The following is a 24,782-nucleotide window of genomic DNA, read 5'->3' as shown; positions in this document are numbered from 1 at the left end:
GCCTCCATCTGTCCTTTGCCGCTCCACAGCGCGCAAGCCATGGCGCTGCAAAAAGGGTTGCAGCGGCAAGCACTTCGGGCGGTGGGAGCAAGTTTGGGTGTTCAGGGATTGCAACTGGTCAGGGCAAAGATCGGTTCCCGGGGGCTCGCCTGTTCCTATGGTTCAGAAGCTTCGTCCTGCCTCAATCGCAGTCTTCAGCGCGGTCCAGCGTCGCCAGCGCGGTGAGGTGGGCAAGGTGGCTGAGCCCCTGCGGCAGATTGCCCAGGAAATCGCCGCTGACCGGATCGATCATTTCGGGCAAAATACCGCAGCCATGGGCAAGGCTGCGGGTAAGGGCGTCCATTCGCTCTCGCGCCTTTGCGCGTTCTCCGAGCAAGGCCCATGCTTCCACCATCCAGAACGAGCATGCCAGAAAGCAGCCTTCCTCCTGATCCATACCGCTATAGCGGTAGTGGAAAGCATCTGCACCCAGCGTACGGTCGATGGCCTCCATCGTCAGGCGCAGCCGCTCGTGGCCGTCGAAGCCGAAGCGTACGGCCAGCGCAAGCGAGGCATCGATATCGCCACTGCCGGGATACATGACAAAGGCGCGCAGATCCTCAGACCAGCAATTCTCCTCGATCCAGGCCTTGATGCGCTCGCGCTCACGCTTCCAGCGATCGCGACAAGTGGTGGGCAACTGCCCTTGATCGGCAAGTTCCACGGCGCGGGCGAGGGCCTGCCAGCAACTGATCTTGGACATCGTGTAGTGCTGTTCCTCCTCCAACTCCCAGATGCCTGCGTCGGGAAGGCGCCAGCGGTCCGCGCAGGCATCCGCCAGATGGGCGAGCAATTCGGCGCTCGCGCTATCGAGGATATTGCCGCAGTTCACGAACCGGGCCGCCGTCTCGAAGATATCGCCGTAAACCCCGTGCTGGATCTGCTCGCCAGCCCGATTGCCACTTACGACGGGGCCCCGTTCGCGATAGCCGGGAAGCGGCCAGAAGGTGGCTTCCGGGACCGGGCCGCCGGTCAGCGCATAGCAAACCCGGGGGCCATAATCGCGTAGCTGGCGCAAAAGCCAGGTAAAGGCCGCCTTCGCTTCCGCTTCTGCTCCTGCTGCCAGAAACGCATCGATCGTGTAGCCTGCATCGCGGATCCAGGCATAGCGATAGTCCCAGTTCTTGGGCGCCGAGAAGCTCTCGGGAAGCGATGTCGTGGCGGCAGCCGTGATGGCACCCGAAGGTGAATAGAGCAGCAACTTGAGCGCCAGAGCGCTGCGCAGGAAGACACTGCGGTCAGCCCCTTGGATGCCGACATGGCGCGTCCAGTCGCGCCATTCCTTGTCTGATGTGTCGATGCGGGCATCGACTTCCGCGATGCCCGGCGCAACGAGGGGTTCGTCGCTGCCAGCGACCACGGCGAAGGTATGTCGTTCGCCTTTGGCGAGCATGAGCGACCCGACAACGCCGTCATCGCTCCATTCGCAAGCGACGTTCTCGTCATGGATGAAAAGGCCCAGAACGCGATCGACATGGAAGACCGTGTGCTTGCCGATCGACGAATAGTAGGGGCTGGCGGTATCGCCGCGATGGCTGGGTCGCATGGCAAAATCGAAACGCACCTCGCCATCCAGCCCTTCGATGCGCCGGGCAAGTTCGGTCCAGGGCAGGCGTCCGGCATTGCCGCTGTTGAGCGCTTCCGTGAGGCGGGCGCGCCCGCTTTTGGTGATGAACTCAGTTTCGAAGACATTGCTGTCCTGGCGATAATGGCGCGTGGCAGTGAAGGGTTCGCGCGGCGTTATCGAGAAGTAGCCACCCTTTACGCCGTCGAGCAGCCGGTCGAAGAGAGGGGCCGAATCCATATTGGGCACGCACCACCAGTCAATGGATCCATCTGCGCCGGACAAGGCGATCGAGCGCCCGTCGCCGAGGGCGGCATAATCCGCAAGCGGCAGGTAGCCGTTGCGGCGTTTGGAATGAGCGGCCTGTGTGGATGGTGTTGAGGGGGCGGTCGCGACCTGTTCTTCGATCCTTGTCATGAAGACATAAAGCTGCGGGCTGCCGATTGTTCGCGCTCACCGCCGAATTCCGTCTCGATACTGGCCTTTAGTCTACAACCTTGTCTGTCTGGCCATGACCGACATCGTCACGAGGCTTGCCCTTCGATGTTCGTTGGGCATTGGCTCGTGCGCCGGCCAATACCGGCCCGCAGGCGGCTGATTTTGCATCGCCGGGGTCGACGAAAGCAAGAAGCCCGGCCACGGGTGTCGCGACAACGGCGAGGCCGATTCCCGCACCCGCACGTCCAAGCAACTGAGGGCTGATCACCTGCAACTTAGGCTGTGCGAAATGGCCGCCGAGGCCGACCGGTGACTGGCCCGAGAACAGACTGAATTTCTTGCCATCCGCCCGAAAGGCCATGTCTACGGCTTCGGTATCGAAACTGAAGCCCCCGCGCCCCGTGACGACATTCTTGCTCGTATCGATCAGGATCGGATCGGCGGCAGCTTTCCCGTTGCGCACCGTGAAGGCGATAAGGCCGCAATTGACTTCGATCGGTTTTTTCAGCTTCCCCTGAAACATCTTGGAGACGAACGTGCCAAGATCGAGTTCGGCAAGTTGGGCATTTTGGGTCCACAACGTGCCATGCGGCATGACGAAAGCGATACGGCCCGAGGCGGAGGCAAGGGAATCATGGATCGTATCGCCCCGACCATCCAGCTTTATTCGGCCGTGGATCGTGCCGGTGGTCCCAGAGTCCGCCACGCCGTACCCGGCCAGCAGACGGCCCATCGGGGTAGAGGCGAGGCGGATGTCATAATGTATAGCCGATGGGCGCTCTCGCGTGTCGAAAACCAGATCTGAAGATACGTCCCCGCGCGCCATCGAGAATGTCAGAGGGGATAAGGCAAGGCGCCCCCGGTCCAGTGAAAGGGCAAGCGAGATATCGGAAACCGGCACGTTCCGGGAACGAACTATTCCGATCTTCCAATCGAGAGAGGCGTCGAAGCGCTGAAGCATTGCCACGGGCAAGCTGGCATCGGGCAATACCCGTTGTGAACCAGCGCCGGATGCCGCTGCGGCCGCAACGGCGCCCTTGGCTGCCACCACGTCGGGATTATAGCCGATAAAAGGCGCCGCATCGATAATGTCGAGGCGTTTGGTGACAAGCGCTGCATCAAGTTTCAGGCGTTTGCCATTGGTGATCGAGAACTGCCCCGCCAGATCGGACTGCCCGAACGTGCCTGTCATCTCGGTGAAGCGGTAGGTGTCGCCGCGCTTCACGAGCTTGGCCTTGAGTTTATAATGGCGGGTCTGCGGGATCGCCACGTCGATCACTTTCAACAGCTCGGACATATCGCGCCCATCTGCGGCAACGTCGAGGGGCACGCCTTCGATATCGGTTAATCCCGGCAAGGTTCCCGATACGTCGATCACGCTGTTTGCAGCCCAGGCGCGAGCCTCGAGGCGGTTTGTCGTGCCAGCCAGAGTGGCATTGGGAGAGAGCAGGCGGGCGGACAACCGGAAGGGTGTTGTACGGAAACTGCCCGAACCGGTAATACCGACGGAATGGCCGATATGGGTGTTGCTGGCAGTGATCGGTGCGATCTCAAGATCAGCCATGAGGGGCATCGCCGGGTCGCTATAATGGACATGGGTATCGGTTATGCTGGCAGTTCCGATATTCGGCATTGCAAAGGGCTTGCCCTGACCATCGCTGGCGAAGGTCCATGTATTGCGGACATGTTGGGCGTCCCATTCGAAATCGCCTTTCCCGCCGTCGAGGACGAGCGAATAGATATGTCGCTGGCCAAATATCAGAGAGAGTGGCGCAACACGCGCATCCAGATGGCGTGCGGAAAATAAAGCGCGATCTTTTGCCCAGCCCGGATTTGAAATCGACAGTCCGTCGGCAACAAATTTCAGTCGAAAGGGGGCAAAGTACAGTTGGAAATCGCCGGCGACGTGAATTTTCCGTTGGGAAAGCGAGCTTGTGGCGGTTTCGAATGAGTGGCGCAGAAAGCGGCCTTTTGTGATGAACAGGACCAGCCAGACTGCGAATACAGCGACTATCACGCCCAGTATGATGTTGCGGGCGATGCGTTGCCATCGAGGCGATCTGCCAGCGTGCATGCCGGCAGCGGACAGTTCGGGGTCGGTCGCGGCGGACGTTTCCATGACAAGCAAATCGCCTGAGGACAGCTTTTGGTTTCAGGTGAAGCCCGATCAGCGTGTCCGGGCGGTAAAAACGGGCGACGCATCGCATTTTGAAAGAGCGTAAGGTCGCAGATCGCCCCGAAAAGGTGCCCATTTCTCTCAATGAACGGGCATCATGCCTATTGAGAGGGGCGGTTTTGCACGATTCCAAAGCTACATTCGAAAAGATCGAGAGCGGGGCCATGCCTACGAGGGGCCGGGATCGTCTCACGATGACAGCGAGCGGCTCACGGCGGATCAGGAGGCCACGCTGGTCGAGAACTTTACCCCCTTGTTGGGGCAGGCGGACAAGATTGTCGCGGTGTCCGACAATCACGACATGTTGGCGGAATTGGAAATTACGGTTGCACAGACGCTCGGTGACGATGCGACGGTGATCCGTTCGCACCCCCATTATCTCGATATAACCGCCGCGGCGGCCAACAAGGGCGATGGTGCCGCTACGCTTGCACGGGCGATGGGGGTGTCGTTCGAAGATGTGGCTGTCATCGCCGATCAGGGCAACGATCTCGCGATGTTCGCGAGTGCTGGTCTTTCTGTCGCCATGGGGCAGGCACCTGAGCATGTGAGAGCTGCTGCCGGGTTGAACGACGAAGATCGCGGGCTTTCACCCGACATAGAGGTCGACGGAGGGCAGGGTGCGAAAACAGTCCGCGCAGTTCGCGAAGCGGGGGCAGATGTCATTGTCGCGGGAAGTGCCATCTTCAGCCACACGGATTACGCGGCAGCCATCCGGGCGTTGCGAGGTGGTGAAATTTACGCTGACATGGCGGTGCCGAAAAAGGTCGTCAAATAGCTCGGATGGGCTCGCATGCGAGCGATGGCGCCGCCCGATGAGGTTGCCCATCGGCGAGCGCATCACAGGTCTCAAGCAAGTGCCTCGCCAGGCCTACGATGCGGTGTTGGCACAGTTTTTGACTTGAGCGGCTGTTGGGGTAAGTTTGGCCCTCGATTTTATATCGAACGCCCAATGCGATTATTTTTACAAAAGCATCTTTATTGGGATCGCCGGGCATAAATTGTCTCTGTTCCGGATCCTTGCTTGAGGGAGCGGCTTTAAGCTGACGTCAGGCTCGGCGGCCTTGCCGAGCGGTTGAACAGGGCGTTTTCCGCATGCAACTCGCGATTACTACTGCTTTGGATTACGCGGTTTCGGAACCCGTCGATATCTTGCTTCAACTCGAGGTTGCGATGATACCCGAACAGAGCGTGGTTCATGCCCATATCGAACTTCCTCCAGCTGATCATTTCGCCCGGGTGCCAGCGCAGTCGGGCATTGGTGAGCGAATTTGGTTGCGAACAGGTTTTCCGCTGGAGCTTCGCTATGAAGCGGTGGTTCAGATTAATCGAACAATAGCCGACATCGTTAATCTACCGGCCGTGCCGCCGCACCTTTTACCCGGAGAAACAGTCGATTACATGATGCCGTCGCGATATTGTTCCTCCGATACGTTCGGCGATATCGTTCAAAGTGAATTTGGCGGCATTGAAGGCGGGGCGCGTGTCACCGCCATTCGCGACTATATAGCGACACGCTTAACATATAAATCGGGTTCCAGCGACGCTTTCACCACAGCGATGGACACGTTCAAAAGTCGTAAGGGCGTGTGCCGTGATTACGCGCATTTAATGATCGCAATGGTGAGAGCCAGTGGCATCCCTGCGCGTTTTGCAAGTGTCTATGGTCTTGGTGTCGAGCCAGAGGACTTTCATGCCGTTGCCGAAGTATTTCTCGACGGCGCCTGGCACATGGTGGATGCCACGGACATGACAACGCCGGATCGCATCGCCAAGATCGGGGTGGGGCGTGATGCTGCCGACGTCTCCTTCTTGACTGGATACGGAAAAATCGAAATGCTCTCGCAAAATATCGAAGTCAGATCGGTTAAAGTTTGAATATAGTTTTTCGATAGTTTTATATAATTATTTGTTATATTTGTATTGTCTTAACTTAATAAAAAGTCCAATGTATAGTTGTGCGAGCTTGGATCTACTGTGAGCTCGCGCGATGGCCTGAATAGCACAAAGAGCACCGGAGAGCCTTCTTTGGGGGAGATTAGGACCAACAATTACAGGCACGCGGCGACGGTCCGTCATTTCCAAATCGGGCGGAAGAGGGCGAGTGGAAGTGTCATCACGTAACGGCTTCCAGACTGGCGAAGGCAGCCTGAAGCTCGGCCACGTAGCGATCGAACTCTGCGGCAGCATCTGTGTGGGATGGTAGTCGCAGGAGATAGCTGGGATGAACCGTAACCCAGCAAGGCGTGCCATCGCCAAGTTCGATAGCGGTCCCGCGCACCTGCCCGATGGTAATCGTGCGTCCAGTGAGGGCGCGCGCGGCAGTTGCGCCCATCGCGATCACAAGTCTTGGGCGAACCAGCGCGCGTTCCTGATCCACCCACCAGCGGCAGGCATCAATCTCGCCAGCGCTGGGTCTGGCATGCAGGCGGCTTTTTCCCCGTGGCTCAAACTTGAAGTGCTTCACGGCATTGGTGACATAGAGATGCGCCCGGTCGATGCCGGCTGCCGCAAGAGCGCGATCGAAGACTTCGCCTGCCGGACCGACAAAGGCGCGTCCGGCCTGATCTTCCTGATCGCCCGGCTGCTCCCCCACTACCATAACCTGGGCATCATGTGGCCCTTCACCGAAGACGGTTTGCGTTGCCGGTCCCCACAAGGGACAGCGGCGGCATGAGGCTGCCTCATTGCGCAAGAGCGAGATCGTCGCAGGGCCATGCGCTTTGCCAGGAACGGTGCGGGCCTGGTCGATCATGCCCAGTTCGCGCTTGCGGGCACCGGCGATCATTTCCGGGATCAATGCGGTCTCCGGCATGTTCTTCCAGTATTTCTTGGGCATCTCCTTGATCATCGCGTTCGTCATCAACCGCGCGGGATTGAAGATTGCCGCATAATAAGCCTTCCAGATGCCTTCGACGGGATCGTCGCCGGGCGCATCGCCGCGTTGGGCCGCCGGTCCTTCGGCAAGGGAGACGGTGTCCCAGTGGATCGACCCTCTCGGCGTCAGGATCGACCAGCGCATGTTTGCGAAGCGGTCGACAAAAAAAGGCGCATTGGCACGCATGATGTGGTGTTCAGGCTCGAACCAGGCGACGAAGCGCGTATCGTTGCCCTCGGGTACTTCGCGAAAACGGACGAAAGCGCGCATTTTGTGCATGTCACGGCCGATCGTCTGATCGAGATCCAGCACACGCCGCATCTGTCGATCCGCTCGGTCACGTAGGACCTGAGGGTGGTCGAGACAGCGCAGGAGCAAGGCATAGAGCAGCGAAAAGCGCTCAGGATCGCTGTGCAATATCGCCCGGCTTGCCAGATGAACGAAATCCCTGGAGACCCTCAAGGATGGCGCCGGGTCGCTCGTCATCGGCTCTATCGTGATGGGCGCATCGCCGAACAAGTCAACGCGCTGGCCGCCGACCTGCCACAGGACTTCCTGCGCGGGTATCCGTGCTGCCGCCAGCGCGCGTGCGGCTGCACGCCAGCCATCGAAATCATCTTCGGCTTCAAGCTGGACTACCCGCATGGCGCAGCTTGACCTTTCACGAGGCAAAGAGTTCGAGTTGGACAGTCCTCGGCTTTATCAGGGGGCGTAGATCGGCACTGTCGGCCAGTTTTACCGGACGCCAGTCAGCCGCAACAATGAACGGACGCAACTTCTTGAGGGAAACGGTCATCCGGCCGATGTCTTGCAGTGTCAGCGTTCGCCAGCGCCGTGCCGTGAGGATTGAGCTGACCGCCTTTGGACCAAGGCCGGGAATGCGCAGCAGCATTTCCTTCGGCGCCCGGTTTACATCGATGGGAAAAATGCCTCTGAACTTCAGCGCCCAGGCCAATTTCGGGTCTATGTCGAGCGGCAGCATTCCCGTTGCCGGATCGGCGGCCGCAGCCACTTCTTCCACCGTATAATCGTAGAAACGGATCATCCAATCCGATTGATACAGGCGATGTTCGCGCATCAAGGGCGGGCGCTGTAGCGGCAGTACCGCGCTTGCGTCGGGGATTGGACTGAAGGCTGAATAATAGACCCGCCGCAGCGCGAAGCGATCATAGAGCGTCGAAGCGCGGGCCACGATGTCACGGTCGGTCGCTGCATCGGCCCCGACGATCATCTGGGTCGATTGTCCACTGGGCGCAAAGGAGGGGGCAGACCGGAAGCGCCTCTTTGCGTCGGTCCCCTCCTCAATAGCAGAACGCATGTCCCTCATCGCGCCTTCGATCCGCTTTTCGGATTTTTCTGGCGCAAGGCGCTGCAATCCGCTGGTCGTCGGCAGTTCGACATTGATCGATACCCGGTCGGCATAAAGCCCCGCTTTCCTGATCAATTCGGGATCAGCATCGGGTATGGTCTTGAGGTGAATATAACCCCGGAAATCGTGATCATTACGCAGGCTTCGCGCAACCTCGACGATCTGCTCCATGGTATAGTTGGGCGTATTGATGATGCCCGATGACAGGAATAATCCCTCGATGTAGTTGCGAGCATAAAAATCGAGTGTGAGGTCGACGATCTCCTTGGCCGTGAAGCGTGCCCGGCGCACATTGGACGATTTTCGATTGATGCAATAATGGCAGTCGAAGATGCAGCTGTTCGTCAGCAAGATCTTGAGCAGGCTGATGCAGCGTCCGTCTGGTGCATAGGCATGGCAAATCCCCCCGCCGCCTAATGTCGAGCCGATGCCCTTGCCGCCTCTCGAATCGCGTTTTCTGGCGCCCGAGGAGGAGCACGATGCATCGTACTTCGCTGCGTCGGCAAGGATCGTGAGTTTTTCGGTCGTATTTAGCTGCGCCATGAGACGTAACCTTTGCGGGTCAGATCAAGTTCGGCGCGATTGTCAGGCTGCCGGAGGATGACGATAAGCCATCGTTGGCCGATTTCAAGAATTTTCGTTCTTTGTTTGTTCTGATGCTTGAGAGGTCCATGCCCCGCCTTGAACGCTTGCGCTTCGTTAGGTGCCGCGCTGGAAATCGACCTTATTGTGTGCGGCCGAGCCCTCAAATCCCGCTTCTACTTTGCAAGAGAGTGAGCTTTTGGCTTGCTCTTGCAAGAGGTGCCATCTTGTCTGCAACAATGATCCTGATGCTGGCCCGGAGCAGAAGAGACCAGCAGCGGGCTTGGCGAAGGATGTGATCCAAGTGCTTCTCTCGGCCGAGGATATGAGCCGATTTCAAAGAGAAAGTCCGCAAACCATGGCCGATATTTTCACATCGGCGGCTTGCGGACTTCGCTATCGGGATGCCTTGAAGATGGCGCTTTAGGGAATGCGCTTACCTCGGCCAAAGAAGAAGCCTGCAATCAGAATTACGGCGGCTACGAGCAAGAATACCTTGGCAAGGCCTGCAGAAAGACCTGCAACGCCGCCAAAACCCAGCAGTGCTGCGATAACGGCTACTACGGCGAAAATAACGGCCCAGCGAAGCATGAGGCCTCTCCCTTAGATAGTTTCACTGCGCCGACCTGTTTCGGCGAGTTCGCATCTATAAACCCGTTGCGCGGGGTTATGTTCCCCATTCGCCACAGTGCAGGTTATGGCTGGCTGCTAAGCTATCAGTGGGAGCCAAACGGTCGGTCCAGGCATTTTCAGGGCATGAACCGCTCCCTTGCATTCGTCGGCGCGGGGCCGACAGCCATCTATACCCTGCATGCTCTGCTGGATCAGGCACCGCCGCCATTTGCACTGACGATCTTCGAAAAGCAGGCCAGCATCGGGCGTGGAACGCCATATCGTCCCGGCTGGAATGACCCGGCCATGCTGTCGAACATTGCGAGTATCGAAATCCCGGCACTGGAGGAGCCGCTTGTGGCATGGCTGGCCCGTCAAGACGATGAGCGCCTGAAAAAATTGCACATCTCGCGCGATGAAATCGACGATCGTACATTCTTTCCGCGCGTGGTGCTTGGCGAATATTTTCACGAGCAGTTCCAGGCCATGCTCGATCGTGCGGGCGCCATGGGAATTCGGGTTACGGTCCAGACCCGCTGCGACGTGCTGGATGCGGTCAGTACCAGCGACGGCCTGACGTTGAGCGTACGGCCACCGCGTGGTGGTGTGTTCACGGAAAGCTTCGATCATGTCGTGCTGGCGACCGGTCATCAGTGGCCGGCCGAACCGGAAGTGCGCCCGGGCTACTTTATCAGCCCATGGCCCGCATCCAGGATCGCGAAGATCGCGCCGTGTCATGTCGGCATTCGCGGCTCGTCACTCACCGCGATCGATGCTGCCGTGGCCCTGGCGCTCGGCCACGGCGATTTCATGAGGGGGGAGGACGGGGTGTTGCGTTATGTCGCGGGGGCCGACACGCGCGATTTCCGCATGACGATGCTGTCGCGCAAAGGGCTGCTGCCGGAAGCCGACTTCTATTTTCCCATACCCTACGAGCCGCTCTCGATCTGTACCCGTGATGCGATCGCGAAACTGATCGAGCGGGACAGCGGCAACCTGTTGGAGAAGACTTTTTCCCTGTTCAAACGGGAACTGGTCCATGCCGATCCTTCCTACGCCAAAAAGGTTGGACTGGAAGAGCTCGACATGGACGGGTTCTGCGACGCCTATTTCGCAGAGCGCATGGCCAGCGATCCTTTCGACTGGGCGCAGGCGAACCTCGAGGAAGCCAGGGCCAACTATGCCGTTCAGCACACCGTCGCCTGGCGCTACGCTATCCTGCGCATGCACGAGGTGATCGAGGATATCGTGCCGCATCTCAGTGATGAGGATTTTGGCCGGTTCTCCTCCTGCTTCAAGACCATCTTTGTCGATGATTATGCAACGGTCCCACATGAATCCATCGAGCGGATGCTGGCATTGCATCGAGCCGGCAAGTTGGATGTGCTGGCTGTCGGCGAGGAATACCACCTCGACACGCATTCCTCCGAAGGTGGCGTCATCCTGCATGTGGGCGGGCAGTCGATCCAATTCCCGGCCTTTATCGAGGCGACCGGCCAGCGGGCGCTGGCCGTTGATGATTTCCCGTTCTCCGGGTTATGTGAACAGGGGATCATCCGCGATGTCGCCGATCCGGATGCGCCATGTCCTTCGCGCGGTATCGTCGTCGACGACGAATTCCATCCCATATCCCCTGCGATACCGGAAGATCAGCTGTTCTGCCTGAGTTTGCCGTTCATCATGGGGCGGCATCCTTTCATTCAGGGGATCACGAGCTCGTGCGAGATGGGGAAAATTATAGCCCCCCGACTGGCAGCGGCTCTGGCATCTGACGCTGCAGCACTGAGCAACGATCTGGGGGCGGCCGCATAATGAAGCTGTTCGCAATCTACATCGGTGGGGAGTTTCCCGGCGCCAATGTCGAAGTCCATGACGTGCGTTTCGTCGTCGCAGACTCTCTTGCAGAAACCTACGCTACTTTACGCCAGCAATGGTGGGGCGTGCCGCGCAGCCTTCACATCGACTGCTGGGCAGAGGTGACCCATGCCGACGGATATGATGTTTCGCTCAAGGAGCAGCCGTATCAAGGAAGCGAAAAACTCTTCTTCGTAAACCTCGGCGGATATGAGCCGGGGGACTTCTCGGAGCGACACAGAAACGTTTTCGTCGTTGCGGAAACCGAAGCCAAGGCCAAGTGGCGCGCCATGAAACTCGTCCGCCATTGGATCGATCCTCATAAGGACGACCTCTATGAGGCCGAGCACGCCTTTTGCCTGAGCGAGCTCCCGACTGACGCAAGCCTGTTCATCCATCTGACGCCGGCAGGGATGAATAGAGAGCCGGAGTTCACTTGCCAATATATTCCGATCAGGAAAAACTCCTGAGGAACAGATGGAAAGCTGGTTACTCGTGCTGATTGTAGCAGGAGGGACGATCAATTTGAGATTGTTCGGCGGCTGCGACCGGTTGAAAGGGGAAAAGGGCATTGAGCAGAACGTTTTGCCCAATCCCGGAGGCTCCCGCGCCCGAGCTCATGCATTTTGCGCAGAGGTGGCCAGGTGCAAAACAATGGGCCGGATGGCGCAACAGCGATTATCCGGCCGATTGTCCCCAATTGCCAGTCCAAGTGGCAGACCAGCTTCAGAGCGGGGTGTTTCCGCGCCGCTTTTCCTGATGCTTTTTGAGGGCGTACCCACCAACGGCCGCTGCCACCAATCCAACCGGACCCAAGCGGCGAATCACGGTGGCTGCGCCAACCCCCAGAAGAGCACCGCCGATGCCGGAGCCGCCATTGGCATCTTGTGAAATATGCTTGCCTGCGATGGCGCCGATAATCTTGCCGATCATATGATTCTCCTTCGCTGGAAGAAGTGGGCCCACGGCGTAAGGTTCCAAGGTATCGCCGACGTCAGGTGCCAAATTCGGGCGCCCGTATCTTTCGTCCTGTTTCTCGCTGCGGGCTCTCAGGCCCGCGTCACCCATTTCTATCAGATAGTCGATCGAGCATGGCGCCCTGCGGATGCTTTCGATGCACTAGGCGCTGCGATGGTACCCTCGTGGATAACGCGGGCATGCACGCCCCCTGGGCGTCGAGGTTCCGGTCGACCTTCTATTCCTTTTGATCTGGAACGTAGCTTGGCGTTCAAGGTTTTGGCTTTCACCGGAAATTGGGGGAAGTGGTGTGCCATGCGCAGGTTTATCGTATTGTCGTTCTCGCTGCTGACGGCGGTATGCGCCGACAGTGCCTGTGCTCAGGATGGAAGCAGCCAGGAAGCCAGCACGCTTCGAGAACTTTGTACCGAGCGGCCGGGGCTGACGACAGCCGCCTGCACGGTCGATCCCGGCCATCTGCAAATCGAGATAGGGCTTGCTACATGGGAGCGTGATCGAACGGCGCAGGAAAAGGACGAGACGCTTGATCTCGGGGAAATCCAGGCACGGTACGGGCTAGGACGATCTACCGAGGTCCAGATGAGCTGGACGGCCTATACACGCGATAGCGTCACCGATTTTTCCAGTGGGGTTTCGCAGCACGCAAGCGGCATTGGCGATGTGACATTGGGGCTCAAGCAGAACCTGCTTCATCCTCAGGAAAAGGCACCGGGGCTGGCTGCCGGCATCTTGCCGTATGTTGTCTTGCCGTCAGCGACTCACGGCGTCGGTGACGGGGACTGGAGTGCCGGCCTGACGGTGCCATTGAGCTACAAATTCGGCGATCTGGTCACAGTCGCGCTGTCGCCGCAGATCCAGGCGGCAGTCGATGAAGATCGCCATGGGCGCCATCTTGCATTCGGAGCAGCGGCGGGACTTCAGTTCAGCGTTACCGACACCTTGCGCCTGTCTCCCGAAATCGAAATCATGCAGGATCAGGACCCGCAAGAGGCTTCGACACTGGCACAAGCCGCTGTGTCGCTTGCCTGGCGTTTGGACACCGTGTCGCAAGTCGATTTCCAGACGACTGCAGGGCTGAACGACAATACGCCTGATGTGCAAATTGCCTTCGGTATCAGCCGCAAGTTCTAGCGCGCGTCTCGCAGTGGATCATCACAGGCGGCGTCCACGTGTTCCATCACCGCACAATTAGCGGAAAAAAGGTGAGGGTCGCTCTGCATGTGGCCATGCGGCGACGCCCCCCCCCCGCAATGCATCCGGCGTCCGGGCGTTTTGCCACATTCGCTGCCACTGCGGCGGGAGTAGTTCGCGCCGCGACATAGTCTTTTTCAACATGCCACCGCAGGTAAGGCGCGCAAGGACGCGGATCGCCGACAGGCGATGATAGGAAATGCAACCGATCCACCGTCTTCAGCATTCGGGGTCGGGTGGGTCAAAAAAGCTGTCTGCTTGCCAGTCCGCCACCCGGCACAGACATGGCTGATTTGGCCTGCATTTCGAAAACGGAGCGCATGGACATGACTTCCCATACCGATGAATCCGCTCAGCCTTCGCCCGGAGGGGAACAGCGGCACAAAAGACCGGGCCCATCGGAGGGCGAGGCTCGGGCTGCGGGCGGTGCCGGTAAAGATCCCCGCCGGGCGCAAGATGACGCCCGAGCGACCGAAGCGTTGCACGCAAAGGGTGTTTTTTCCGGCCTGCCTCGAGACGGAACCCACAAGTCTGAAAATTCCCAGATACCCACCGAGGATTGATCTCTCGGTTTAGGTTGTAGCGTCAAAGCCGCCTTCCCGCTCATGCGAAGCGCTGTGCGCTTGCTTGTCGACTGCCGGCGACCCGCGCGCCGTCGAGCCAGGCCAGGTAACTGGGGTGCCAGCCTGTATGGTCTTTGCGCGCGCTTTGCATTGAATTTCGATCGTCTGATTCGCACCACTCAGACCCTTGATCTGTCGGGAACGACCTTGCTCCTTGCGCATTGCGCGAATGACGACGTTCGGCCGTTTGCCTCGCCGAGCAAGGGCGCTCGCATGACATCTCCTGCTGTTTCAAACGATGCCAAGATGGCCGGTAGTCTCCGCTGGGGAGCAACGCATAAGGCAGATGGATCGTGGGCATTCGCCATCTGGGGGCCTGACGTTTCCGACGTTTGGCTGGAACTGGCAGGAGAAGCGTTACAGGCCTCACGTACAGATGCGGGCTGGTGGCAGGTTGAGGTGCAGGCTTCTCCATCGACGGCATATCGATGGTTGATCGATGGTCGCGAGTACCCTGATCCCGCCTCTCGTATCCAATCCGGCGACGTTCATGGCGCCTCGCGCCTGATGGACGTGCGTGAATTCACCTGGCCTGATCGCACCTGGCGCGGATTGAACTGGGCAGACGCGGTGATCTACGAAATGCACGTAGGCACCTTTACCGAAGCGGGTACGCTGTGTGCCGCGATACACGAGTTGCCGCGCCTCAAGTCGCTGGGCATCACGTTCGTGGAACTGATGCCATTGGCGCAGTTTGATGGCCAGCGCGGGTGGGGATATGACGGCGTGCTGCCATGGTGTCTGCACAACGCTTATGGAACGCCGCAGGATTTGCGGGCCTTTGTCGCTGCAGCGCATGAGTTGGGCATGGGTGTGCTGCTGGATGTGGTGCACAATCACTTGGGACCATCAGGCAATTATCTGGCCTCCTGGTGTCCATCGTTCTTCCATGTCGGGCGCAGTTCGATGTGGGGAGAGGGCATCGCGTGGGAAATTCCTGCCGTCCGAGCTTTTTTCATCGATAGTGCGCTCGCCTGGCTCGAGGACTACGGTTTCGACGGTTTGCGCCTTGACGCCGTGCACGCCATTGATGACCGCAGCCCTGTGCATTTTCTCGATGAGTTGGGGCAATGCATTCGGGCCCGGGAATGGGGGCGCCAAATCCATCTGGTCACCGAAGATGAGCGCAACACGGTGCGATATTTTACGCCCGATGCGCCGTTCGATGGCACCTGGAATGACGACTGGCATCATGCCGTGCACTGCTTGCTTACTGGCGAAGATGAAGGGTACTATGCGCCTTATGCCCGCGATCCGGTGGGAGATATCGAGACCGCCTTGCGAGACGGCTATGTCGAACAGGGGCAGGTTCGCAGCGAGCCTGCGCAACAGCAGGCTTTTGAAAATCCTGCTGCCGATCGGCGCGGCGAGCCGTCGGGGACATTGCCACGCACCGCATTCGTCAATTTTCTGGGAAACCACGACCAGATCGGCAATCGCGCGTGGGGCGAGCGTCTCCACCATCTTGTCGATCCCACGCCGGTCGGCCGGCACGGGCTCAAGGTCGCTTATGGCCTGACCTTGTTGTCGCCTTTCGTGCCAATGCTGTTCATGGGCGACGAATTCTTGACGGATGCGCCTTTCCTGTATTTCTGCGATTTTTCCGGTGATCTGGCGGATGCCGTGCGCAGCGGGCGAGCTGAGGAATTTGCGCAGTTCTCCTCGTTCGGCGGTCCGGTGCCGGATCCGCTGGAGGTGGCGACATTCGAAGCCTCGCGCATCGGTTTGCCCTCACGCGAGGAGCAACGGTTGCACGAAGCGTTCCTTACAAGGTTGCTTAAGCTGCGTGCCTCACATGTCGCACCTTTGTTGCGCAGCAATACGCAACCCGTTTGCGACGTCGCCCGGGAAGGTGCGACGATCGAGGCTTTGTGGGACTTCGGCGGTGATCGGATCGCACTTCGCGCCAAGCTTGGCGGGGGAAGCGAAGAGTTCATGCCATTTGAACACAGCGTGCTCACCCTTGAAGACCCCGAGAGCCCGTTTGCGTTGTCGTTTGCTGTCAGTTCACGCCATACCGGGGAGACCTTGTGATGCCCGAAATGATATCGGCTCCTGTTGCGACCTATCGCTTGCAATTGCGTGATGGGGTGGATCTTTTGGCTGCGCAAAAATTGCTGCCCTGGCTCAATGCTCTGGGTGTCAGTCACCTCTATCTGTCGCCCCTGATGGCCGCTGTCAGGGGCTCGTCGCATGGGTACGATGTCACTGACCCCACACGTGTGGACCCGGAGCTGGGCGGAGAGGCAGCATTCGCCGCGCTTGCCGTTGCGGCACGACAGGCTGGGGTCGGGTTGATTTTGGATATTGTCCCCAACCATCAGGCCTTTTCGCCACAGAACCCTTTTGTAGCGGACGTCCTTCGGTATGGGCCCGATAGTGAACATGCAAAAATGTTCGATATCGACTGGGATCGTGGACGTCTGCATTTTGCTGTGCTTGATCGCCCGGCGGTGGATTTGCTCGAGGGGGAAGCCCTCGCAATCTCTGGCACCGGCGAACTGCCTGCGTTGAAAATCTATGATGAGATCTACCCGCTGAACCCGACATCCTTGGCTGCGGCATTGGCCTCGGGAGAAAGAGCGCTCGATGCTGATGGGCTGGAGGATCTGCTGGCCCAGCAGCACTGGAGCGTGGGGCACTGGAGGGACAGTGCCGGGCAAATCATCCATCGTCGGTTCTTCAATATCTCCGGCCTCATCGGTGTGCGCCAGGAAGATCCGGTGGTGTTCGAGCTGACGCACCGCTGGTTATTCGAGCAGGTCGCTGCCGGGCATGTCCAGGGCGTAAGGGTGGACCATGTCGACGGTTTGGCACGACCCGGCAGCTATCTTAATCGCCTGCGTGCCGCGCTCGATGCCATCAACTCGACGCCCGTGCCGATATGGATAGAGAAAATCGTCAAAGCTGACGAGGCATTGCCGCGATGGCCGGTGGCGGGGATGAGCGGCTATGAATTTCTCGCTCCGCTCACGCGATTGCTGATGCCAGCCACAGGGTTGGCGGCACTGCACAAGGCGGCACATGGCGCGGTGCCTGCTGACGTGTCGGATGAAGTGCGCAACGTGCGTGGCCGATTGCTGCAGGACACGTTTGCCCCTGAGCGCGCGCGCGTGCTGCAGGCGGCGCGCACGGCTTTGGCATCGGATGCGGCAGATAGCGCAGGCCAAGCAGCACGACACAACGATGCAGTTCTTGCCGATGCCTTGGATTCGCTTGCATGCGATTGGCCGGTCTATCGCTCCTATGCAGCGGATGGATGCCCGCTTGAGCCAGGTCCGCAAGCGGCGTTGGCCAAGGCCCAAGGACATGGCGCCACTTTGCTGGCTGACCTCCTTCACGCGCCGGACGATACGTTATCACGAGCCTTCGCGACGCGCTTCGAGCAATTGACAGGGGCGCTCACCGCGAAATCGGAAGAGGACACCGTTTTCTTTCGCGCAGTGGCATGCCTTGCCTTTTGCGAAGTGGGGTCAGAGCCCGATCTTGGTGTCCTCGAGCCGATTGCCTTTGAGCGCGCGATGCAAAAGCGGGCAGATCAGACACCGCTGGGCCTTTCGACCCTGTCGACCCACGATACAAAGCGCAGTGCAGATGCCCGGGCCGCACTGATTGCTCTGGCGTGGAGGCCATCGCTGGCACAGGAGCTGTATCGCGCGGCGCGTAGCGAAGCAGAAGCGATGAACTTGCCTTCGCATGTTGGCCTATATGCCATGCAGACAGCACTTGTCATGCGTGGCGCCGACAATGCTGGCTCACGTATTGACGGGCATCTTGCCAAGGCACTTCGTGAAGGAAAGGTCTTGTCCTCCCATGAAGCGCCACAAGAGAAACTGGAAAAGATCGCTGGGCGGCTATCTCGAGGTTTCCTTCGCGATCTCGATGATCATGTTCTGTGGTCTCGCGAGCAAGAGCTCGATTTCGACACGGTGCGAGAGGCGATCATACTGGCGCAGGTCGCATTCCAAATGACTGCCCCGGGGGTGCCGGATATCTATCGAGGAAGCGAAGTGCTCCACGTCGCGCTGACGGACCCTGATAATCGCCGGTCAGTCGATTTCCATGCAATCGAAGCCTCTTGCCAAGACGAAACTTCGATTTGTGGGAGAAAGCTGGCATTAACCCGCCATTTGCTTGCCAGGCGCGGTCGCGATCCGGAACTGTTTGTGCGTGGCGATTACAGGCTGGAGGAGACCACCCAGCACTGGATCGTAACCAGGCGGCTGGATGGTCGAGAGGAAACTATATCCATTCCGCGCCCGGCAATGTGTACGAATGAGGGGCGCAGTACGCATCAGGCAATGCCAGCGCCCCCTGTCACCCCAAATACCTCGCCGGTGATGTAACTGCCTTCTTGCGAGGCCAGGAGCACATACACCGGTGCGATTTCGACAGGTTGGCCAGGGCGGCCGAAGTGGCTTTGCTCACCGAACTTGGATACCTTCTCCTGTGGCTGGCCACCCGTAGTCTGGAGCACTGTCCAGAACGGACCCGGGGCGACAACGTTGGCACGGATGCCTTTTTCGATCAGTTGCTTGGCAAGTGCCTTGGTATAGGCAACGATACCGGCCTTGGTCGTGGCGTAGTCGAGCAGGATGTCGGAAGGCTCGTAAGCTTGCACCGAGGCCGTTGTGATGACGGAAGCACCGGCCGGCAAATGCGGAACGGCGGCCTGCGCGATCCAGTGCAGCGCATAAAGGTTGGTCTTCAGGGTCATATCGAAGTCCTGCGAACTGACTTCCCCGATATTTTCCCTGAATTGCTGGTGTCCTGCATTGATGACGAGGATGTCGAGGCCGCCGAGATCATGAACAGCTTTTTCCACCAGCTGCTTGCTCCAGGCCTCGTCTGTCACGTCACCTGGTAGAGCGATGGCTTTGCGACCTTCGGCGGTGATGAGGGCGACGACTTCCTGGGCATCACGCTCTTCGCTGGGCAGGTAGGCGATCGCGACATCTGCTCCTTCGCGAGCATAGGCAATGGCGGCCGCTCGCCCAATTCCGGAATCGCCTCCGGTGATGAGCGCTTTTCTACCGTTGAGCTTGCCACTTCCGACATAGCTCTTCTCGCCGTGATCGGGTCGAGGGGTCATTTCGGCCGCGAGACCCGGCGCAGGCTGTGGCTGTCTGGCAAATGGCGGGGCGGGATACTGGGCGCGAGGGTCCTGCATCCTCAAGCGATCGGTCATGATGATTCCTTGATGTAAAAGAGCACGGGGGGAAAATGCGCAATGCGGCGCTGGCTGTCCGCCTTGCGCGACACGATGCTTACGAATGTCGCTAGAGGATTGTTCCAGCCAGGTGCGCGATGAGGTGCGAGTGAAAGGCCCAACCGTGCAAGAATGTCGGGGGAAGGCCGGGAAATGTCGAACTCACCTGTCTTGCTTGGCGCGCCCGCCGCTTTTGGCACAGCAAGCTGTAGCCACAAGGTTGGTACGTTGGTGCATGTGGCCGCTGACACGGGGGCAGAGCAGGGTGGAACGTGCCGGTGTCCTGCGTTTTGACGCAGCTCAGTGGAAATTTCTGGAATTTTCGGTGGCGATATCAGGTGGATAAAAGGTGTTCGGTTCGTCGCCCGCTCATGCCATGGTGCTGTTGGTTGACGAGAAAAACCAGATCCAGGCACTTGACCACATTCAACCGGGCTTGCCCCTCAAGCGCGGGCGCCGCACCATCATAACGCACGATCATAAACGTGATGGCACAACCACACTGTTCCGCCGCGCTCAATGTGTTGGATGGATCGGTGATCGGGTGCAACATGCAGCGCCACCGGCATCAGGAATCCATCCGTTTCCTCAGCACCATCGAGGCCGAGATGCCCGCGGACAAGGGAAGCCATGTCATCCTCGACAATTACGCCACTCACAAGCAGCCCCGCGCCTGGCTCGCCAGGCACTTGCGCTGGATCTTCCATTTCGTGCCCAGGTCCTGCTCATGGCTCAATGCTGCTGAAGGTTTCTTTACAAAACCCACCCAGCGGCGCCTGAAAAATGGCGTGTTCCACCCCGTCATCGATCTGCAGGCTACCATCAACCGTTTCATCAAAGAGCATCATCAGGAACCGCGTCCCTTCATCTGGAGGGCAGATCCCAATGAAATGATCCCCGCTGCCAGGCGCGGGCACCATACGTTGGTATCAATCCACTAGGTGTCACGGTCTTGGGACATTAGCGGTCAAAGAAGTGCCGGCACCTGTCCTGCTGCCTGCGGTATTTTATTGACTGGCTCGGAACCCGAAGGGAAGAGCTTAATAGACCCATGTAACACGAATTCAACGTGTGACCAAAAATGCGTTGTTACGTCATGCTAAAGACCAGTAATTCGTTGTGGCGCAATGTGCATTCGGTTAACAACGGATGCTTCTAAGTGCCTGTAAATAATGCACATTGCGCTCCAACTTTCGGCCTTTTAATCAGTAGGTCGCTGGTTCGAACCCAGCAGGGCTCACCATCCATATTCCCGATGCCTTATGATCTGCGTCCCACCGGGTGGCCGCAGAAAATATCCCGGCTTTCCCGGGACTTTGCGTGGACGGCTGGCGGGATTGCGAGGTCACGGAGACGCGCAGACCTTGCGTCTGGGGCGAGATTTTGCGGAAAATCTCTGCGGCCCAAAAAGCGACCTACTCTTTTATGATGGTATCAGGCGCCGCTGCTGTCAGCGGGTCGTGAAGCCGAGCAATTCGCGCTGTGCGCTCCAGAGCAGCGGGAGTTCGGCGATCCGCCACAGGCTCCGCGCGCTGAGCGTTGCGGGCTGGGTCCCACCGAGGATTGCCCGAACAATGCCGGGGTCGAGGTAGCTGAGTTTCGCCACCCGCTGGAGATGGCGCAGCTGGGTTGTCGGGAGCGTGCCAAGCGCCGCCTCGTCCATGTCCAGCAATTGTGTCCGGGCCGCGAAGGCGCGGGCGAGAAGTTCCACCAGACGCTCATCCCGCGGGGTGGGATGATGGCCGCTCGGCTCCAGTCGCAGACGGGGCTCATGCCCATAGTGGACTATGGAGGTCGGGATGACGATCGCCATGGCATTGGCGCCTCTCACCGCAAGCCTCGCCATCACCAGCAACGCGTCCGGCTGGATGCTCGCCTCGATCCGCGAGGGGCTGACGGTGATCGAGGTGGCCATGTCCGACAGGCTCTGGCGGGCCTGTGCGACAGAGCCCCCGGCAATGTCACGGGCCAGACGGGAGGCGACGTCCCTGAGTGCGTGGAGATCGCCGAGACTGTCGCCCGGCAGCAGCTGGCGCAAAGTATCGGCATTGCACAGCCAGTCGGCGATCCGGTGCCGGATCCCGGCTTCCAGCTCGCCGGCCGGCAGACGCTGTGCCGGTGCCCCCTGATCGTCGTTCCGGTTCGAAGCGTAGTAGGAATAACGCCGCCCGTGATTGCGGGTATGGACCGGCGACATCGGCCGACCGCGATCATCGCGGATCATGCCTGCCAGCAGCGACAGGCGTCTGCGCGGACCTTCGGTGACCGGCACCGCCGTGCGCTCAGCGAGCCGGGCCTGAACCGCTTCGAACAGCACGCGCGAGACAATCGCCTCGTGTTCTCCGGCATAGACCGCGCCCTTGTGGACGACTTCACCGACATAGACCCGGTTCGACAACAACCACGCCACCGCTCCGCGCTGCAGCGGCACCCCGCCCCGCACCTGGCCGCTGCGCATCACCCGGCGTTTGCTGACGACACCGGCACGGCGCAGCTCGTCGACCAGCGAGGCAATATTGGCGGCCTCGAGATATCGCTCCATTATCATCCGGACCGTCGCAGCTTCTGCCGGGACGATGACGAGCTTGCGGTCTTTGACCTCATAGCCGAGAGGCACTGCGCCGCCCATCCACATGCCCCGGGCCTTGCTGGCAGCCACCTTGTCGCGGATCCGCTCGGCAATCACCTCGCGCTCGAACTGGGCAAACGAGAGCAGGACATTGAGCGTCAGGCGTCCCATCGAGGTCGTCGTGGAGAAGGCCTGTGTCACGCTGACGAAGGATGCGCTCCCTGCATCGAGCACATCGACGATCCTGGCAAAGTCCGCCAGGCTGCGGGTCAGACGGTCGATCTTGTAGACCACCACTACATCGATCCGCCCGGCCCGGATATCGGCGAGCATCTGCTTCAGAGCAGGGCGTTCCATACTACCCCCCGAGAAACCGCCGTCATCGTAGATGTCGGGCAGGAGCACCCAGCCTTCGTGCTGCTGGCTCAGGACATAGGCGGCACAGGCCTCGCGCTGGGCATCGAGACTGTTGAAGGTCTTGTCCAATCCCTCTTCGGTCGACTTGCGGGTATAGACTGCACAGCGCAGGCGCCGCGCACCACTAGCCACCGCGTGCGACTTCCAGCGTTCCGAGACGCGGACTGTGCAGGCCAAAGAAGCGGGGGCCAGACCATGCCGCCCCCGTGATCAGCCGGGCAATGGCCGTCAGTGACCGATAGCGCACGCCACGATATTCGAAGGCGCCTTCCAGCACGACCACCTCATGAACCTCGCCATGCCATGTTCGTGAAAGCCAGGTTCCCGGCTTGATCACGGGTGCCCGAACCCCGCGCGGCATGCGCTGGTCCTTGCGGATCTGAACTTCGAGCTGGCGCAGGTCCTGCCGGGACAGGCCGCCTGATGCCTTCTCCTGCCACTGGCTGGCAATCGCGCGGATCAGCAGCGATCCGCTGAAAGCTGCCGGGGCGGGTGTCCCGAACACCCGGCGCCATTCGGCCTTGCGCTCCGGTAGCGTCATGGCGGACAGGCGTTCGATCCGCAGTTCCAGCGTCATGCATCGCCCTTTGCCAGGCGATAGACGCGCACACCGTCAGCCTTCTCGCTGGACAGCGCATGCCCTTTCTTCCTGAGGCCAGTCAGCGCCGCGCGGGTGGAGTGCGGTTGCCAGCCCGTGGCCTGCATCATCTGCGCCAACGTCGCCCCATCGTCACGGCCGAGCAGCGAGAGCAGCAGCTCTGTCCTGGGCGGAGGTCGGTCGTTTGCCGTGTTCTGTGCGACAACAGGCTCGCGCGCCATACGGCGCTTGCGGCCAGGGGAGGGACTCGTATCGGCCATGATCAGCTCCTGAGATGCAGGGGCTCAAGGGCCCCACCACCTCAGGCCCGGTCAGGTCGGACCTGACCGGGCGTCGGACCAGCATCCGCCGGTCGCACGACAACCCATGCTCGATCTCAACGTGAAGTCGAGTGGAAACAGCTCAGGACTTCGCCATGCTTCGACATTCGCGGCGGCCTTCGCTTCAATCGCGCTGCTATCCGCCTGAAACCTCCGGAATTACTGTGAAGGCCTCTGCCGGCGCGGGGAGCTTCGACCGGTTTACAGCGTCGGGTACGGTACCGTCCTATTACAGGCTTTGGAACTGGAGAAAGCTGATGGTGAAGAGCGCTGACGCGTGATACGCAAAGCCATGGACAGAGCCCGCAAAAAGTGGCGCGCCACGCCCGCCTCGCGCGCGATCAAGCAACTGGTTGAGATCGAGGCGTCTATCCAGGCGCTCGGCGATGAGGATCTGCTCGACCTGGCCGATATCTTCGTCAGGTCGAGTTCGCCGCTGTCCGACATCGCACAGGCCGAAATGGCAAAGCGCGGCATCCGCTTATAGGCAAGGCTGGGACATTCGCGACTGTCGGCTTACCGGCGACCGACGGAGGAAAGCCGACAATCCCTCCGCTGCTATACGAGTTTAGGTCAAGGGCCCACCTTGGGATCCCTTTCGCAGGAGCGGCTCGGGGCTTTAGGGCGTTAATTGCTGGCGCGCTGCGTAAGCGGGTCCATCAGGAAAAACGATTGCAATTAAACAAAAATTGGCGGTGGGTGAGAGCCTGCGGACAAACTACTCTCGCCTAAGCTGCACGAAGATAGGTGATGCTCGAGCGGAAAGCTGCGTAGGCGCTCGACAGGCAGACGTTCATTTGCCTACACGCATCACATGCCAACTGCATACCACAGCAAATACATAGCCTACGATCTGAACCGCCCCGGGATTGCCGGAGGCCAGTTTTGTCAAATTAGGCAGCTAGCGGGACGTCGTCCAGCGTAGCGTAGTAGCGTTGCTCGGCTTCAACCGGTGGAATGTTACCGATCGGTTCCAGAAGGCGCCGGTTGTTGAACCAATCGACCCATTCCAGCGTGGCGTATTCGACGGCTTCGAACGAGCGCCAAGGTCCTCGACGGTGGATCACTTCGGCTTTGTAGAGGCCGTTGATCGTTTCGGCCAAAGCATTGTCGTAGCTGTCGCCGACGCTACCAACGGACGCCTCGATGCCAGCTTCAGCAAGGCGCTCGGTGTACTTGATGGACACGTATTGCGAACCGCGGTCGCTATGATGGACCAGGCCGCCGCGATGAACAGGCCGTCCGTCGTGGATAGCCTGCTCAAGCGCATCCAGCACGAAGCTGGCGTGTGCTGTCCGGCTGACACGCCAGCCCACGATATAGCGAGCGTAGACGTCGATCACGAAGGCGACGTAGACGAACCCC

The 24,782-nt window shown here is 59.6% G+C and carries 18 protein-coding genes and 1 pseudogene; 9 read left to right on the top strand and 10 right to left on the bottom strand.

The features are described 5' to 3' along the window. Positions 1-181: 181 nt before the first annotated feature. Both AC3EC3_RS17050 and AC3EC3_RS17045 read right to left on the bottom strand, forming a co-directional pair. Entirely contained in the window at positions 182-2,020 is a 1,839-nt protein-coding gene (locus AC3EC3_RS17050; RefSeq protein WP_488490803.1) for a glycoside hydrolase family 15 protein, read from the bottom strand. Positions 2,021-2,087: 67 nt separating this feature from the next. Further along, complete coding sequence (locus tag AC3EC3_RS17045) at positions 2,088-4,160, bottom strand: AsmA family protein (RefSeq protein WP_488490802.1); 2,073 nt, start codon at positions 4,158-4,160, stop codon at positions 2,088-2,090. A 154-nt stretch (positions 4,161-4,314) separates the two neighbouring features. Between AC3EC3_RS17045 and AC3EC3_RS17040 the strand changes: the two genes are divergently transcribed. Both AC3EC3_RS17040 and AC3EC3_RS17035 read left to right on the top strand, forming a co-directional pair. Next, on the top strand, positions 4,315-4,995 hold the full coding sequence (locus AC3EC3_RS17040) for an HAD hydrolase family protein (protein WP_488490801.1): 681 nt from the start codon (positions 4,315-4,317) through the stop codon (positions 4,993-4,995). 317 nt (positions 4,996-5,312) lie between these two features. Further along, positions 5,313-6,095: a transglutaminase-like domain-containing protein gene (locus tag AC3EC3_RS17035; RefSeq protein WP_488490800.1), complete on the top strand. Its 783-nt coding sequence runs from the start codon at positions 5,313-5,315 to the stop codon at positions 6,093-6,095. A gap of 238 nt (positions 6,096-6,333) precedes the next feature. Here AC3EC3_RS17035 and AC3EC3_RS17030 read toward each other — a convergent pair whose 3' ends face one another. Continuing rightward, complete coding sequence (locus tag AC3EC3_RS17030) at positions 6,334-7,740, bottom strand: UdgX family uracil-DNA binding protein (protein WP_488490799.1); 1,407 nt, start codon at positions 7,738-7,740, stop codon at positions 6,334-6,336. A gap of 16 nt (positions 7,741-7,756) precedes the next feature. Beyond that, positions 7,757-9,007, bottom strand: coding sequence for a putative DNA modification/repair radical SAM protein (locus AC3EC3_RS17025; RefSeq protein WP_488490798.1), 1,251 nt, complete (start codon positions 9,005-9,007; stop codon positions 7,757-7,759). A gap of 423 nt (positions 9,008-9,430) precedes the next feature. Between AC3EC3_RS17025 and AC3EC3_RS17020 the strand changes: the two genes are divergently transcribed. Further along, positions 9,431-11,470 carry an FAD/NAD(P)-binding protein gene (locus AC3EC3_RS17020; protein WP_488490797.1) on the top strand — a complete coding sequence of 680 codons (2,040 nt, stop codon included), beginning with the start codon at positions 9,431-9,433 and terminating at the stop codon, positions 11,468-11,470. After that, complete coding sequence (locus AC3EC3_RS17015) at positions 11,470-11,982, top strand: DUF1543 domain-containing protein (protein WP_488490796.1); 513 nt, start codon at positions 11,470-11,472, stop codon at positions 11,980-11,982. The genes AC3EC3_RS17020 and AC3EC3_RS17015 overlap by 1 nt, the downstream gene beginning before the upstream one ends. A gap of 256 nt (positions 11,983-12,238) precedes the next feature. On the opposite strand, the gene AC3EC3_RS17010 is transcribed toward AC3EC3_RS17015, so the two are convergent. After that, positions 12,239-12,445 (bottom strand): hypothetical protein, encoded by a 207-nt coding sequence (locus AC3EC3_RS17010; RefSeq protein ID WP_260929265.1) that lies wholly within the window; start codon positions 12,443-12,445, stop codon positions 12,239-12,241. A gap of 288 nt (positions 12,446-12,733) precedes the next feature. Here AC3EC3_RS17010 and AC3EC3_RS17005 point away from each other — a divergent pair, with 288 nt between their 5' ends. From AC3EC3_RS17005 to treY, 3 genes are all read left to right on the top strand, one after another. Continuing rightward, positions 12,734-13,621: a transporter gene (locus tag AC3EC3_RS17005; protein ID WP_488490795.1), complete on the top strand. Its 888-nt coding sequence runs from the start codon at positions 12,734-12,736 to the stop codon at positions 13,619-13,621. A gap of 773 nt (positions 13,622-14,394) precedes the next feature. Next, entirely contained in the window at positions 14,395-16,338 is a 1,944-nt protein-coding gene (treZ, locus tag AC3EC3_RS17000) for a malto-oligosyltrehalose trehalohydrolase (RefSeq protein ID WP_488490794.1), read from the top strand. Beyond that, positions 16,338-18,650, top strand: a complete 2,313-nt coding sequence (treY, locus tag AC3EC3_RS16995; RefSeq protein WP_488490793.1) for a malto-oligosyltrehalose synthase — start codon at positions 16,338-16,340, stop codon at positions 18,648-18,650. Before treZ ends, treY begins: the two co-directional genes overlap by 1 nt. Here treY and AC3EC3_RS16990 read toward each other — a convergent pair. Then, entirely contained in the window at positions 18,599-19,492 is an 894-nt protein-coding gene (locus AC3EC3_RS16990) for an SDR family oxidoreductase (protein ID WP_488490792.1), read from the bottom strand. The two genes, treY and AC3EC3_RS16990, sit on opposite strands and share 52 nt — an antisense overlap. 370 nt (positions 19,493-19,862) lie before the next feature. Between AC3EC3_RS16990 and AC3EC3_RS16985 the strand changes: the two are divergent. Beyond that, positions 19,863-20,454: pseudogene (locus AC3EC3_RS16985) on the top strand (IS630 family transposase); the annotation flags it as partial. 509 nt (positions 20,455-20,963) lie between these two features. Here AC3EC3_RS16985 and AC3EC3_RS16980 read toward each other — a convergent pair. From AC3EC3_RS16980 to AC3EC3_RS16970, 3 genes are read right to left on the bottom strand one after another with little or no spacing between them, the layout of a single operon-like run. Further along, on the bottom strand, positions 20,964-22,631 hold the full coding sequence (locus tag AC3EC3_RS16980) for a recombinase family protein (protein ID WP_488490791.1): 1,668 nt from the start codon (positions 22,629-22,631) through the stop codon (positions 20,964-20,966). Further along, the gene (locus AC3EC3_RS16975) at positions 22,624-23,076 is read right to left on the bottom strand and encodes a DUF2924 domain-containing protein (RefSeq protein WP_488490790.1); all 453 of its coding nucleotides are present in this window, start codon (positions 23,074-23,076) and stop codon (positions 22,624-22,626) included. Before AC3EC3_RS16975 ends, AC3EC3_RS16980 begins: the two co-directional genes overlap by 8 nt. Then, positions 23,073-23,357 (bottom strand): DUF3489 domain-containing protein, encoded by a 285-nt coding sequence (locus tag AC3EC3_RS16970; protein ID WP_488490789.1) that lies wholly within the window; start codon positions 23,355-23,357, stop codon positions 23,073-23,075. Before AC3EC3_RS16970 ends, AC3EC3_RS16975 begins: the two co-directional genes overlap by 4 nt. Positions 23,358-23,709: 352 nt before the next feature. Here AC3EC3_RS16970 and AC3EC3_RS16965 point away from each other — a divergent pair, with 352 nt between their 5' ends. Next, on the top strand, positions 23,710-23,904 hold the full coding sequence (locus AC3EC3_RS16965; protein WP_488490788.1) for a hypothetical protein: 195 nt from the start codon (positions 23,710-23,712) through the stop codon (positions 23,902-23,904). A 406-nt stretch (positions 23,905-24,310) separates the two neighbouring features. Here AC3EC3_RS16965 and AC3EC3_RS16960 read toward each other — a convergent pair. Continuing rightward, on the bottom strand, positions 24,311-24,782 hold a 472-nt coding region (locus AC3EC3_RS16960), incomplete at its 5' end, for an IS3 family transposase (protein ID WP_488490787.1).

This window comes from Novosphingobium sp. BAM6, assembly GCF_057784955.1.
Note: the sequence above shows the minus strand (reverse complement) of the source record. Positions and strands in the feature narration are given on the sequence as shown.

Excerpts from the sequence above, each read along its gene's own strand:
- AC3EC3_RS17025 (WP_488490798.1), bottom strand. The coding sequence starts at position 9,007 with ATGGCGCAGCTAAATACGACCGAAAAACTCACGATCCTTGCCGACGCA.
- AC3EC3_RS17030 (WP_488490799.1), bottom strand. The coding sequence starts at position 7,740 with ATGCGGGTAGTCCAGCTTGAAGCCGAAGATGATTTCGATGGCTGGCGT.
- AC3EC3_RS17050 (WP_488490803.1), bottom strand. The coding sequence starts at position 2,020 with ATGACAAGGATCGAAGAACAGGTCGCGACCGCCCCCTCAACACCATCC.
- treY (WP_488490793.1), top strand. The coding sequence starts at position 16,338 with ATGCCCGAAATGATATCGGCTCCTGTTGCGACCTATCGCTTGCAATTG.
- AC3EC3_RS17040 (WP_488490801.1), top strand. The coding sequence starts at position 4,315 with ATGCCTATTGAGAGGGGCGGTTTTGCACGATTCCAAAGCTACATTCGA.
- AC3EC3_RS17045 (WP_488490802.1), bottom strand. The coding sequence starts at position 4,160 with ATGGAAACGTCCGCCGCGACCGACCCCGAACTGTCCGCTGCCGGCATG.
- AC3EC3_RS17035 (WP_488490800.1), top strand. The coding sequence starts at position 5,313 with ATGCAACTCGCGATTACTACTGCTTTGGATTACGCGGTTTCGGAACCC.
- AC3EC3_RS16970 (WP_488490789.1), bottom strand. The coding sequence starts at position 23,357 with ATGGCCGATACGAGTCCCTCCCCTGGCCGCAAGCGCCGTATGGCGCGC.
- AC3EC3_RS16990 (WP_488490792.1), bottom strand. The coding sequence starts at position 19,492 with ATGACCGATCGCTTGAGGATGCAGGACCCTCGCGCCCAGTATCCCGCC.
- AC3EC3_RS17010 (WP_260929265.1), bottom strand. The coding sequence starts at position 12,445 with ATGATCGGCAAGATTATCGGCGCCATCGCAGGCAAGCATATTTCACAA.
- AC3EC3_RS16975 (WP_488490790.1), bottom strand. The coding sequence starts at position 23,076 with ATGACGCTGGAACTGCGGATCGAACGCCTGTCCGCCATGACGCTACCG.
- AC3EC3_RS16965 (WP_488490788.1), top strand. The coding sequence starts at position 23,710 with ATGGACAGAGCCCGCAAAAAGTGGCGCGCCACGCCCGCCTCGCGCGCG.
- AC3EC3_RS17015 (WP_488490796.1), top strand. The coding sequence starts at position 11,470 with ATGAAGCTGTTCGCAATCTACATCGGTGGGGAGTTTCCCGGCGCCAAT.